12 protein-coding genes are annotated in these 12744 nt (G+C 72.9%); 8 read left to right on the plus strand and 4 right to left on the minus strand.

Annotation, left to right across the window (positions count from 1 at the left end):
• Positions 1–2 precede the first annotated feature (2 nt).
• The 7 genes from M2163_RS39985 to M2163_RS40015 are packed head-to-tail and all read left to right on the plus strand — an operon-like array spanning position 3 to position 7657.
• On the plus strand, positions 3–1028 hold the full coding sequence (locus M2163_RS39985; protein ID WP_280896448.1) for an SDR family oxidoreductase: 1026 nt from the start codon (positions 3–5) through the stop codon (positions 1026–1028).
• Positions 1016–2299 (plus strand): DUF4910 domain-containing protein, encoded by a 1284-nt coding sequence (locus M2163_RS39990; RefSeq protein ID WP_280896449.1) that lies wholly within the window; start codon positions 1016–1018, stop codon positions 2297–2299. The genes M2163_RS39985 and M2163_RS39990 overlap by 13 nt, the downstream gene beginning before the upstream one ends.
• Positions 2296–3603, plus strand: a complete 1308-nt coding sequence (locus tag M2163_RS39995) for a hypothetical protein (RefSeq protein WP_280848015.1) — start codon at positions 2296–2298, stop codon at positions 3601–3603. The genes M2163_RS39990 and M2163_RS39995 overlap by 4 nt, the downstream gene beginning before the upstream one ends.
• Positions 3600–4547, plus strand: coding sequence for a glycosyltransferase family 2 protein (locus M2163_RS40000; protein WP_280896450.1), 948 nt, complete (start codon positions 3600–3602; stop codon positions 4545–4547). Before M2163_RS39995 ends, M2163_RS40000 begins: the two co-directional genes overlap by 4 nt.
• Complete coding sequence (locus M2163_RS40005) at positions 4544–5776, plus strand: polysaccharide pyruvyl transferase family protein (protein ID WP_280896451.1); 1233 nt, start codon at positions 4544–4546, stop codon at positions 5774–5776. The genes M2163_RS40000 and M2163_RS40005 overlap by 4 nt, the downstream gene beginning before the upstream one ends.
• Complete coding sequence (rfbC, locus tag M2163_RS40010) at positions 5773–6324, plus strand: dTDP-4-dehydrorhamnose 3,5-epimerase (RefSeq protein WP_280896452.1); 552 nt, start codon at positions 5773–5775, stop codon at positions 6322–6324. Before M2163_RS40005 ends, rfbC begins: the two co-directional genes overlap by 4 nt.
• A gap of 7 nt (positions 6325–6331) precedes the next feature.
• On the plus strand, positions 6332–7657 hold the full coding sequence (locus tag M2163_RS40015; RefSeq protein ID WP_280896453.1) for a glutamate-1-semialdehyde 2,1-aminomutase: 1326 nt from the start codon (positions 6332–6334) through the stop codon (positions 7655–7657).
• Positions 7658–7659: 2 nt separating this feature from the next.
• Here M2163_RS40015 and M2163_RS40020 read toward each other — a convergent pair whose 3' ends face one another.
• The 4 genes from M2163_RS40020 to M2163_RS40035 all read right to left on the minus strand — a co-directional run bounded on the left by M2163_RS40020 (position 7660) and on the right by M2163_RS40035 (position 10916).
• Entirely contained in the window at positions 7660–8346 is a 687-nt protein-coding gene (locus M2163_RS40020; RefSeq protein WP_280896454.1) for a phosphatase PAP2 family protein, read from the minus strand.
• Positions 8347–8474: 128 nt separating this feature from the next.
• Positions 8475–9068, minus strand: coding sequence for an acyltransferase (locus M2163_RS40025; RefSeq protein ID WP_280896455.1), 594 nt, complete (start codon positions 9066–9068; stop codon positions 8475–8477).
• 7 nt (positions 9069–9075) lie between these two features.
• A complete protein-coding gene (locus M2163_RS40030; RefSeq protein ID WP_280896456.1) occupies positions 9076–10092 on the minus strand; it encodes an alcohol dehydrogenase catalytic domain-containing protein in 1017 nt (338 codons plus the stop codon).
• Positions 10092–10916, minus strand: a complete 825-nt coding sequence (locus tag M2163_RS40035) for an IclR family transcriptional regulator (protein WP_348541393.1) — start codon at positions 10914–10916, stop codon at positions 10092–10094. The genes M2163_RS40030 and M2163_RS40035 overlap by 1 nt, the downstream gene beginning before the upstream one ends.
• A gap of 39 nt (positions 10917–10955) precedes the next feature.
• On the opposite strand from M2163_RS40035, the gene M2163_RS40040 reads away from it, so the two are divergent.
• Positions 10956–12668 (plus strand): IlvD/Edd family dehydratase, encoded by a 1713-nt coding sequence (locus M2163_RS40040; RefSeq protein WP_280896457.1) that lies wholly within the window; start codon positions 10956–10958, stop codon positions 12666–12668.
• The last annotated feature ends 76 nt before the right edge of the window (positions 12669–12744 follow it).

The raw sequence follows: 12744 nt of genomic DNA on the forward strand, positions 1-12744 counted from the left end.
CCATGCGCGTACTGCTCACCGGACACCAGGGTTACCTGGGAACCGTCATGGCCCCGGTCCTCGCCGCCGCCGGACACGAGGTCGTCGGCCTCGACTCCGGCCTGTTCGCCGACTCCGTCCTCGGCGACACACCCGCGGACCCGCAGGGACACCGCGTCGACCTGCGCGACGTCACGGCCGAGCACGTGGCCGGGGTGGACGCCGTGATCCACCTGGCCGCGCTCTCCAACGACCCCCTGGGATCGCTGGCCCCGGAGCTCACCTACGACATCAACCACCACGCGTCCGTACGGCTGGCCCGGCTGGCCCGCGAGGCCGGAGTGCGGCGCTTCCTGTACGCGTCCACCTGCTCGGTCTACGGCGCCGCGGGCGGCGACGACCTGGTCGGCGAGGACGCCCCGCTGCGCCCGGTGACCCCGTACGCGGAGTCCAAGGTGCGGGTGGAGGACGACCTGCACGCGCTGGCCGACGGCGACTTCACCCCGGTGTACATGCGCAACGCCACCGCCTTCGGCTACTCGCCCCGGCTGCGCGCCGACATCGTGCTGAACAACCTGGTGGGCCACGCCCTGCTGTCCGGTGAGGTGCTGGTGCTCTCCGACGGCACCCCCTGGCGCCCGCTGGTGCACGCCGCCGACATCGCCCGCGCGTTCACGGCCGCGTTGACCGCGCCGCGCGAGGCGGTCCACGACCGGGCGTTCAACATCGGCAGCGAGACCAACAACGTCAGGGTCGCCGAGATCGCCGAGCAGGTCGCCGAGGCGGTGCCCGGCGCCAAGGTGCGGATCACCGGGGAGAACGGGGCCGACCCGCGCTCGTACCGGGTGGACTTCTCCCGGTTCCGGGCCGCGATCCCCGGCTTCGACATCGAGTGGTCCGTCAAGCGGGGCGCGCTCGAACTCGCCGACGCCTACCGGAAGTTCGGGCTGACCAAGGAGGACTTCGACCAGCGCTTCACCCGGCTCGCCGTGCTGCGCGCCGCGTCCGAGGCCGGCACCGTCGACGACACCCTGCGGTGGCGCCGATGACCGATGTCGGCGAAGAGATGCACGCCCTGGTGGAGCGGCTGTACCCGCTGTGCCGGAGCATCACAGGCGACGGTGTCCGGGCGACCCTGGACATCGTCGGCGAGTACCTCCCGCTCCAGGTGCACGAGGTGCCGACCGGGACGCAGGTCCTCGACTGGACGGTGCCGCAGGAGTGGAACATCCGCGACGCGTACATCGCCGACAGCACCGGCCGGCGGGTCGTCGACTTCGCCGCGTCCAGCCTGCACGTGCTCGGCTACAGCGTCCCGGTGTCGGCGACCATGCCGCTGTCGGAGCTGCGCCCGCACCTGCACACCCTGCCGGACCAGCCGTCCTGGGTGCCGTACCGCACCAGCTACTACAAGCCGGAGTGGGGCTTCTGCCTGGCCCAGGACACCCTGGACGCGATGCCGGACGGCGACTACGAGGTCCGCATCGACTCCACGCTCGCCGACGGCCACCTCACCTACGCCGAGCACGTGGTCCCCGGGCAGGTCGCCGACGAGGTGATCGTCTCCTGCCACGTCTGCCACCCGGCACTGGCCAACGACAACATGGCCGGCGTGGCGGTGGCCACGTACCTGGCCCGGGAGCTGGCGCGGCGGACGCCGTACTACACCTACCGGTTCATCTTCGCGCCCGGCACCATCGGCGCGATCACCTGGCTGGCCCGCAACGCGGAGCGGGTGGAGCGGGTCAAGCACGGGCTCGTGCTGGCCTGCGCCGGCGACCGGGGTCACCTCACCTACAAGCAGAGCAGGCGCGGCGACGCGGAGATCGACCGGGTGCTGCGGCACGTGCTGACCGCCTCCGAACGCCCGCACAAGATCAACGAGTTCACCCCGTACGGCTACGACGAGCGGCAGTACTGCTCGCCCGGGTTCAACCTCGGCGTCGGCTCGCTCACCCGGACCCCGTACGCGGGCTATCCCGAGTACCACACCTCGGCGGACAACCCGGACTTCGTCTCCCCGGAGGCGATGGCGGACACCCTCGCCGTCCTTCGCGAGGCGTTCGCCGTCCTGGACCGCAACCGGCGCTACCTCAACCTCAGCCCCTACGGCGAACCGCAGTTGGGCCGCCGCGGGCTGTACGACGCGCTCGGCGGCCGCAGCGACACCAAACAGGCCCAGATGGCCATGCTCTGGGTGCTCAGCCTCTCCGACGGCGAGCACACTCTGCTGGACGTCGCCGAGCGGTCCGGGCTGCCCTTCGACACCGTCGCCGACGCGGCCGGCGCACTGCACGAGGCAGGGCTGATCAAGACATGACGTCGATGCCCGTCGAGGGGGAGAACCCGCCGACAGCGGTGCCACGGGCCGGATCCGCCAAGCGGGCCCTCCTCGGCCGGCTGTCCTGGGGCTTGGCCGACCAGGCGGCCTCCAGCATCAGCAACTTCGCGGTGGGCATCTACGTGGCCCGCTCGCTGGGAGTGACCGCGTTCGGCGTGTTCAGCCTCGCCTGGGTCACCTACGGCGTGGTGCTGAACGTCTCGCGCGGCCTGTCCACCGACCCGCTCACCGTGCGCTTCAGCGGAGTGCCGGAAGCGTCCTGGCGACGGGCGGTGGCCCGGTCCACGGGTACCGCGCTCGGCGTCGGCACCTCCATCGGCGCGCTGTCCCTGGTGGTCGGGCTGGCCCTCGGCGGCCGTCTCGGGGCAGCCTTCGCCTGCCTGGGCGTCATGCTGCCGGGCCTGCTGCTCCAGGACGCCTGGCGGTTCGCGTTCTTCGCCGCGGGCAACGGGCGCAAGGCCTTCGTCAACGACGTCGTGTGGTGCGTGGCGCTCGTCCCGGCGATGGTGGCGGCGGCCCACGTGGACACCGTGGGCGCCTTCGTGCTGGCCTGGGGCGCGTCCGCCGCGGTGGCCGCCGCGTACGGCTGCCTCCAGTCCGGCATCCGGCCCCGGATGACCAAGGCGCGCGGGTGGCTGCGCGAGCAGCGCGACCTCGGCTACCGGTACCTGGTCGAGAACGTCAGCCTCAGCGGCGCCAGCCAGCTGCGGGCCTACGGGCTCGGCGCGATCGTCGGGCTCGGCGCGGTGGGCGCCGTACGGGGCGCCGAGCTCCTGATGGGCCCCTTCCTCGCCGTACTGATGGGACTGTCCCTGGTCACCGTCCCGGAGGCGGCACGGGTGCTGCGGCAGTCCCCGCACCGCCTCGGCAAGTTCTGCCTTCTGCTCGGCGGGGGACAGGCCGTCGCCGCCTTGGTGTGGGGCGGCTCGTTGCTGCTGCTGCCGAACCGGCTCGGAGACCTCCTGCTCGGCGGCGTCTGGCACTCCTCCTCGCACCTCATCGTTCCCATCACCTTCAGCGTCGCGGGCGCCGGCCTCGGCACCGGCGCGGCGGCCGGACTGCGCGCCCTCGGGGCCGCCCGGCGCAGCCTGCGCTGCCAGCTGTTCGCCTCCGCCTTCTACGTCGGCGGCGGGCTCGGCGGGGCGGCCCTGGCCGGCACGGTCGGCTCGGCCTGGGGCGTCGCCGCCGCGACCGTCGGCGGCTCGGCCGTGTGGTGGCTGCAACTGCGGTCCGCCCTGCGCGAGCGCCACCACGAATCCGTTCCCGAAGTGAGGACCTCATGACCGACCGACCCAGACTGAGCATCGGCCTGCCCGTGTACAACGGCGAGGAGTACCTGGCCGAATCGCTCGACGCGCTGCTCGGCCAGACCTACGAGGACTTCGAACTGGTCATCTCCGACAACGCCTCGACCGACGGCACCGAGGAGATCTGCCGCAAGTACCTCGCCCAGGACTCGCGCATCCGGTACATCAGGCTGCCCCGGAACATCGGCGCGACACCGAACCACAACAAGGTGCTCGACGAGGCCCGCGGCGAGCTGTTCAAGTGGGCCTCGCACGACGACCTCTACGGCCGCGACCTGCTGCGGCGCTGCATCGAGGCACTGGACGAACGTCCGGACGTGATCCTCGCCCACACCGACCAGGCGGTCATCGACGGCGACGGCCAGGTGAAGGTCCCCTACGAGTACACGCTCGCCACCGACTCGCCGCACGCACCGGACCGCTTCCGCAGTCTGCTGTTCGAGCCCGGCGGCGACGACTTCTACGGGGTGATGCGGACCGACGTGCTGCGCCGGGTCAAGCCGATGGACAGTTACCACCACGCGGACCGCACGTACGTCGCCGAGATCACCCTGCACGGGCGCTTCCACCAGGTGCCGGAGCTGCTGTACTTCCGCCGCGACCACCCCACCCGCGCCGAACGCGCGAACCCGTCGAAGCGGTCCCGGTGCGTCAACCTGGACCCGCGCCGGGCGGGCCTGCTGCACCCGACGCCCCGGCTGCTCGCCGAGTACGTCTGGGGCTTCGCCTCGGCGATCCGGCGGGCCCCGCTGTCCGCGGCCGACCGGCGCGAGTGCTACCGCCACCTGGCCGCGTGGATGACCAGCCGGGTCCGGCCGGGCGCCGGTGAGCGGGTCGAGGACCGCGCCCCGGTCGACCCGGCCAAGCTGACCGTCTCGGTCGATGCCCTCGTCGCCGGCCGTGAAGGGAGGGGGGCATGACGCCGAAGGACGGGACCCCGGCTCGCGTCGGGGTGTTCGGCCTGCTCGGCTCCGGCAACCTCGGCAACGACGGGTCGCTCGAAGCTGTCCTTCGCTACCTCCGCGCCGAGCATCCGCAAGCGGCCGTCGACGCCCTGTGCGGTGGACCCGAGGCCGTCACGGCCCGGTTCGGGATCCCCGCGACACGGCTGCACTGGTACCGCGGGGAGTACCGGACCGCGTCCCGCGCCGCGGCGATCGCGGGCAAGGGCGTGGGCAAACTCCTCGACGTCTTCCGCACCGCCGCCTGGGTGCGCCGGCACGACGTGGTGATCGTGCCGGGCATGGGGGTCCTGGAGGCCACGCTGCCGCTGCGGCCCTGGGGCTTCCCCTACTCGCTGTTCCTGCTCTGCGCGAGCGGCCGGCTGCTGGGCACCCGGGTCGCGCTGGTCAGCGTCGGCGCCGCCGAGATCAGGAACCGCCCGACCCGGGCCCTGGTGCGCTGGTCGGCACGGCTCGCCGCGTACCGCTCGTACCGGGACGACCAGTCCCGCGACGCGATGCGGGCGATGGGCGTGGACACCGCGCGCGACGAGGTCTACCCGGACCTCGCGTTCCACCTGCCCGCGCCGCGGACGGGCGAGCCCACCGGCACACCGAGCCCCGTCTGCCTGGGCGTCATGGACTTCCACGGAGGCAACGACGACCGCGACCGGGCCGAGGAGATCCACCGGCGCTACCTCGACGGGACGATCACGTTCGTCCGCGCGCTCGTCGCGGAGGGCAGACCGGTCCGGCTCCTCACCGGCGACGAGTGCGACCTGTCGGTGGTCGCCGCGATCCTCGACGCCGTCGACTCACCGCTGGTCACCGCGGCCGAACCGGCCTCGCTGGCCGACCTGATGGACGAGATGGCGGCCGCCGACACCGTGGTGGCCGTCCGCTACCACAACCTGATCTGCGCGCTGAAGACCGCAACGCCCGTGCTCGCCGTGTCCTACGCGGCGAAGAGCGACGCGCTCATGGACCGGATGGGCCTCGGCACGTACTGCCACCCGGCCCGCGAGGTCGACGCCGACCGGCTCCTCGAACAGTTCCGGGACCTGGAGAAGCACGCGGTCGAGGTACGGCGGACCCTCACCGAGCGCAACCGGGTCGCCGCAGAGCAACTCGCCCAGCAGTTCACCGCCTTGACCACGACCCTGTTCCCGGCGGACTCCCACGCCCACGCCCCGCGGAAGGCCCCATGAAAGCGACCCAAGTCCCGGAGATCGCCGGCGCGTACCTGTTCGAGCCGACTCCGTTCTCCGATGAACGCGGCTTCTTCAGCCGCACCTTCGACGTCGACGTGTTCCGCTCGGTGGGCCTCGACCCGCACGCCTTCGTCCAGGACAGCGTGTCCCGCTCGGTCCGGGGCGTGCTGCGCGGCCTGCACCTGCGCTCCGGCGCCGGCGAGGCCAAGCTGGTGCGGTGCTCGTACGGCGAGATCTTCGACGTCGTCGTCGATCTGCGGCCCGACTCGCCGACGTACCGGAACCGGGCCTTCTTCGAGCTGTCCGGCGAGACGCAGAAGAGCGTCTACATCCCGGCGGGATGCGCCCACGGCTTCCAGGCTCTTACCGAACTCGCGGACACCTCTTACCGTATCGACCGTGAGCACGATCCGTCCGAGGACGTGACGATCGCCTTCGACGACCCGGAACTCGCCATTCCCTGGCCGCTACCGGTCACCTCGATGTCCCCACGCGACCGTGAGGCCCCGAGCCTCGCCGACGTCCTCAAGCACACGGAAAGGTGAAGTCGGCTTGCCCAGCGAAGACTTCCGACTGCCCCGGTCGCGTGCGGCCAACGAACGGCTCCACGCCCTGATCCCCGGCGGCGCCCACACCTACGCCAAGGGCGACGACCAGTACCCCGAGAACCTGGCCCCGGTCATCAGCCACGGCCGCGGTGCCCATGTGTGGGACGTGGACGGCAACCGGTACATCGAGTACGGGTCCGGCCTGCGGTCGGTCAGCCTCGGACACGCCCACCCACGGGTGACCGAGGCGGTGCGGCGGGAGATCGACCGCGGCAGCAACTTCGTCCGGCCGTCGATGGTGGAGGTCGAGGCCGCGGAACGCTTCCTGGCCACGGTGCCGACCGCCGAGATGGTGAAGTTCGCGAAGAACGGCTCCGACGCCACCACGGCGGCCGTACGCCTGGCCCGTGCCGCCACCGGGCGCCGACGGGTGGCCCTCTGCGCCGACCATCCGTTCTTCTCCACCGACGACTGGTTCATCGGCACCACACCGATGTCCGCCGGCATCCCGGAGACGACCAACGAGCTCACGGTGGCCTTCCCCTACGGCGACCTGGCGGCCACGGAGGAACTGCTCACCCGGTACCAGGACGACATCGCCTGTCTGATCCTCGAACCCGCCACCCACACCGAGCCGCCGCCCGGATACCTCGCCGGTATGCGCGAACTGGCCGACCGGCACGGCTGCGTCCTGATCTTCGACGAGATGATCACCGGCTTCCGCTGGTCCGAGGCGGGCGCCCAGGGCCTGTACGGCGTGGTCCCCGACCTCTCGACCTTCGGCAAGGCGCTGGGCAACGGATTCGCCGTCTCCGCACTGGCCGGACGCCGCGAGCTGATGGAGCGGGGCGGGCTGCGGCACGACGACGAGCGGGTGTTCCTGCTGTCCACCACGCACGGCGCGGAGACGCACTCGCTGGCCGCCGCGATGGCCGTGCAGACCGTCTACGCCGAAGAGGGCGTCACCGCGCGGCTGCACACCCTCGGCGAGCGGCTGGCCGCCGGTGTCCGCGACGCGGCGGCCGGCATGGGCGTCGGCGATCACGTCGTCGTCCGGGGCCGGGCCAGCAACCTGGTCTTCGCGACCCTCGACGAGAACGGGCAGCCGTCACAGGAGTACCGCACCCTGTTCCTGCGCCGGCTCCTCGCGGGCGGGGTGCTGGCCCCGTCGTTCGTGGTGAGCAGCGCGCTCAGCGACGCCGACATCGATCACACCGTCGACGTGGTCGCCCAGGCGTGCGCGGTGTACCGGAAGGCACTGGACGCCGCCGACCCCACCCCGTGGATGGGCGGGCGGCCGGTGAAGCCGGTGTTCCGACGCCTGGCGTGACGTCAGCGGTGCTCTCGCCGACCGGCGCCGGCCGACCGGTCCACCCACCGGTCGGCCGCCGTGTCGACGAGCCACGCGGTCACCGGCAGCACCGCCAGCGCGGTGCACCAGCCACCCAGCGCGTCGGTCGAATAGTGTGCGCCCAGCGCGACCTGCGCCCATCCCATCGCGGCGCCGGCGACCAGCGTCACGGCGAGCACGAGTGACGTGCCGGCCGTACCGCCGAGGCCGAGCCGGTCGGTCGCGAGCAGCCCCGCGACGAAGGCGATCGCCGTGAGGAAGGCCGTGTGTCCGCTCGGGTAGGACAGGTTCTCGGCGCCGTGGATGGTGCGGCCCACCAGGTGCTTGAGCAGCGTCGCGGTTCCCACGGCGAGGCCGGCGCCGGCCACCGCGAGCACGGCCGCACGAGGGCGCCGAAGCAGCAGGCAGCCCGTCACGGCGGCCACGACCACCATCACCGATCCCGTGGGTTCCCCGAGAAAGTCCAGGCTGTGGGCGAGGTACCGCAACGGAGGCCGCACGCTGTCCGCCGTCGGCGGGACGATCCACCTGTCCACCCTGCCGGGTCGGCTGTCGCCGGCGTACCGGACGGCGAGTGCGGCGACCACCAGCGCGGCGAGAGCCGCGACCAGCCCGAGCCGCGCGCGCAGCGACGGCGGCAGCACGGCGGTCGTCGGCCGGCCGGTCAACCTCCCACCGCGTCCGGTCGAACCGCGGTCACCTTCTTGTCGCCCGTGATCATGGACGACACGCTATCGGAAGGCCCAGGCAGCCGGGCAGGATGCCGAAATATTATACGTTTTGATGGGAATGGGCGTCATGCGCGCTCCACGAGGTGGCCGTCCCTCTCGTCGTACAGCGCACCCGTCTGCGGACACTCCCAGGCATCCGGCTCGCCCTGCCGCTCCACCAGTCGTACGCCGGCCCGCCCCACCCAGCCGATGCGGCGCGCCGGAACACCGGCCACGAGGGCGTGGTCGGGCACGTCGCGGCTCACCACGGCACCCGCCGCGACCAGCGCCCAGCGGCCGATCCGTACGGGTGCCACGCACACCGAACGGGCCCCGAGTGACGCCCCTTCGGCGACCTCCACGGCCACGGGCTGCCAGTCGCCGCCGCGCTTGAGCTGTCCCTCCGGGGTCACCGACCGCGGGTGGCAGTCGTTGGTGAGGACCGCCGCAGGCCCGACGAACACCCCGTCGCCGAGCACCGCGGGCTCGTAGACCAGGGCGTGGTTCTGGAGTTTGACGTTGTCGCCGATCCGCACCCCCGGACCCACGTACGCACCCCGGCCCACGACGCACCCGCTCCCCAGCCGGGCGTTCTCGCGGATCTGGGCCAGGTCCCAGACCGTCGTCCCCTCGCCGAGCACCGCGGTCTCGTCGACCTGGGCGCTCGGCCGTACCCTCACGCCGGGCTCAGGCGAGGTGGGGGTCGACATGGATCTTCGGGCCCGGGCCGGCGCCGGGTGGCCGCTCCCCGGCGAGTACGGCACCGATCGCGTCCAGCGCGACGGTCGCGGCCACGAGCGGCCTCGGGTCGATGACCTTCTCGGCGTACGCCTCGATCGTGGCGGCGAGCCCGGGGGAGGCCGACAGGATCCCGACCGCCGTCACGTCCTTCAGGACGAGCGCGCGGGTGTCGATCCTGCTGGGCTCACCGGCCAGCCCGATGTACACGAGCCGGCCGCCCGGCTCGACCAACTCCTGGGCCAGCTCGGGCAGATGGACCGCGTTGGTGGCGTCCACGACCGCGTCGAACGGCAGGTCCGGCAGCGTGGCCTCGCGCCAGGCGTGCGGGAAGCCCAGTGAGCGTGCGAAGGCGAGGGAGTCCTCGGTCGCGCCCATGAGGTGCACCTCCGCACCGGCGGCCCGGGCGAAGAGGGCGACCAGCAGACCGATGGTGCCGGGGCCCAGCACCAGGACCCGGTCGCCGGGCCCGGCCCCGGTGGCCCGCGCGGCCCGCAGCGCAGTGCCGCCCGGCTCGACCAGAGCGCCCAGCTCCGGGTCCACGGAATCGGGCAGTGCGTACAACGAGCCGACCGGCACGGCGAGTTGTTCGGCCAGAGCCCCTGCTCGCCCGCCCCGGATGCCCACCTCCTGCCGCTTCTCGCAGACGTGCTGCCGCCCGCGCCGACAGCGGCGGCAGGTCCCGCAGCCGAGCATCGTGTCACCCATGACTCGGCGCCCGACCCACCCGGGATCGACCCCGGCGCCGACCGCGCGCACCCGGCCCGCCCACTCGTGGCCCAGCCGCATCGGATAGCCGGCGTGCCCCTGGTGCAGATAGGTCATGGCCCCTGTGAAGAACTCCAGATCGGTGCCGCACACCCCGACCCGCTCGACGTCGACGACGACCTCACCGGCGGCGGCGACGGGCACCGGCACCTCCTGCACGGCGTACTCGCCGGGAGCCGTGAGGACGAAGGCGCGCATCAGAAGGGCTCCTTCAGGGGGCCGAGCGCCTCGCGGATCTCCTCCACCGCCTCCACCAGCACCCGCAGCGGGGTCCGGTACGCCAGCGCGCTCACGCTCACGGCCCCGGAGGGAGCCCGCGGCGAGGTGCCGTACACGGGCAGGGCGAGGCAGGTGACACCGGGCTCGTTCTCCTGGTCGTCCAGGGCGTACCCCCGCTCCCGCGCGTCCACCAGCTCGCGGTGCAGCTCCTCGGCCGTGCACCGGGTCCGGGGCGTCCGGCGTTCCGGGGGGACCTCGCCGATCCATCGCCGTACGGCGTCGAGGGTGCCCAACTCGTGGGCGAGCAGCACCTTTCCGACCCCCGTGGCATGGGCGGGGTTGCGGCCGCCGACCGTGGAGGTCAGCCGGACGGCACCGGTGGGCGGGTCGACCTTGGCGCGGTACACGACGTCTCGGCCGTCGAGGACGGCGTAGTGCGCGGTCTCCCCGAAGCGGGCGGCCAGTGACTCCAACAGCGGCCGCACCCGCACGTGTTCGGGGCGGGCTTCGTGATGGGCGAAGGCCATCCGCAGGAACTCGTCACCGAGCAGATAGCGGCCGCCGGGCTCCTGACCGGCGAGACCGGCCCGGCGCAGTGCGGCCAGGGCCCGGTGCACGGTCGGCTTGGGACTGCCGATCGCCCGGGTGAGCTCGTCCAGCGCCGCCCCGTCCGGATGCCGGGCCAGCTCCTTGAGCACGGCGAGCACCCGGTCCGATCCCACCGGACGGCCGCCCTCCGCGCGGTTCGTGACGGGGGCTGCCGAAGCGGGGAAGCGCTGCGTATGCTGCATGGCGTTCCGGATAGTAGACCGCCGTACCGATTACCGGAAAGAGCACCGGCGATGAACCTTCGCAGCGCGCAGTGGTACGCGGGACAGGACCGCAACGCCTACATCCACCGGGCCTGGATGCGCCGGGGCGTCCCGGCCGACGCCTTCACCGGCCGGCCCCAGATCGCCATCGCCAACACCGCCTCCGACCTCACCCCCTGCAACGCCCACCTGGACGAGGTGGCCAGGTCCGTGCGCGACGGCGTGCACGAGGCGGGCGGCATCCCGCTCGATCTGCCCGTGGTGTCGCTGGGCGAGACCAACGTGCGGCCCACGGCCATGCTCTGGCGCAACATGGCGGCGATGGCCACGGAGGAGATGCTGCGGGCCAACCCCCTCGACGGGGTGGTCCTGCTGGGCGGCTGCGACAAGACGATCCCCTCCCTGCTGATGGCCGCCGCCTCGGTGGACCTGCCCGCCGTGGTGGTGCCCGGCGGGCCCATGCTGACCGGCACCTTCCGCGGCACCCCGCTCGGCTGCGGCACGGACGTGTGGCGGCTGTCGGAGGAGGTCCGGGCCGGAACCCTGTCCCAGGAGCAGTTCACCCGCTCCGAGTCGTCGATGATCCGCAGCCGCGGACACTGCAACACCATGGGAACCGCCTCCACCATGGCACTGGTCGCCGAGGCGCTGGGCACGGTCGTCCCCGGGGTGGCGGGCACCCCCGCCCCGGACAGCCGGCTGCTGGAGGCCGCGCACGGCACCGGACGGCTCGCGGTGGAGCTGGTGTCCGGCGACCGCCGCCCGAGCACCTTCCTGACCAAGGGGTCCTTCCACAACGCGATCGTGGCGCTGGCCGCCATCGGCGGCTCCACCAACGCCGTCGTCCATCTCCTGGCCGTCGCGGGCCGGTTGGGCGTCGAACTGACCCTGGACGACTTCGACCGCATCGGCTCCCGGGTGCCCGTCCTGGTGGACCTCCAGCCCGCCGGGCGCTTCCTCATGGAGGACTTCCACCGCGCCGGCGGACTGCTCGCCGTGCTGCGCGAGGTCGCCGACCTCCTGGACCCCGACGCGCTGACCGTGACCGGACGGCCCCTGGTGGACCACCTCACCGACGCGCCGATCTGGGACGCCGAGGTGATCAGGACCCGGGCCCGCCCCCTCGTCGAGGAGGGCGGGATCGCCGTCCTGCGCGGCAGCCTCGCCCCCGACGGGGCACTGATCAAGCCCGCGGCGGCCTCACCGCACCTGCTGCGCCACCGGGGCCGGGCGGTCGTCTTCGACAGCATCGAGGACTTCCACGCCCGCGTCGACGACCCGGACCTGGACGTCGACGCCGACTCCGTCCTGGTCCTGCGCGGCTGCGGCCCCAAGGGCTACCCGGGCATGCCCGAGGTGGCCAACATGCCGCTGCCCACGAAGCTGTTGGAGCAGGGGGTGCGGGACATGGTGCGGGTCTGCGACGGCCGGATGAGCGGAACGGCCTACGGCACCGTCGTCCTGCACGTGGCCCCCGAGGCGGCGGCGGGCGGGCCGCTCGCCCTCGTCCGGACCGGCGATGTCATCAGTCTCGACGTCGAGGCCCGCCGCATCGACCTGGAGGTGCCCGCGGACGAACTCGCCGCCCGCACCCCGAACGCGGCCACCCTGGCGGGCTTCGCCGACCCGCGGCGCGGCTGGCAGCGGCTGTACGTCGACCATGTCCAGCAGGCGGACAAGGGCGCGGACCTGGATTTCCTCGTCGGCTCCAGCGGCTCGGAGGTCAGCCGCGAGTCGCACTGACCCGGAAGGGGACGAAGGGGGCCGCCCCCCGGCCCCGCCCACCTCGTGGACGCCCCCTTGACGTGCGCCCCGGCCC

Source organism: Streptomyces sp. SAI-135, from assembly GCF_029893805.1.
In the GTDB taxonomy this organism is placed as follows: Bacteria; Actinomycetota; Actinomycetes; order Streptomycetales; family Streptomycetaceae; genus Streptomyces.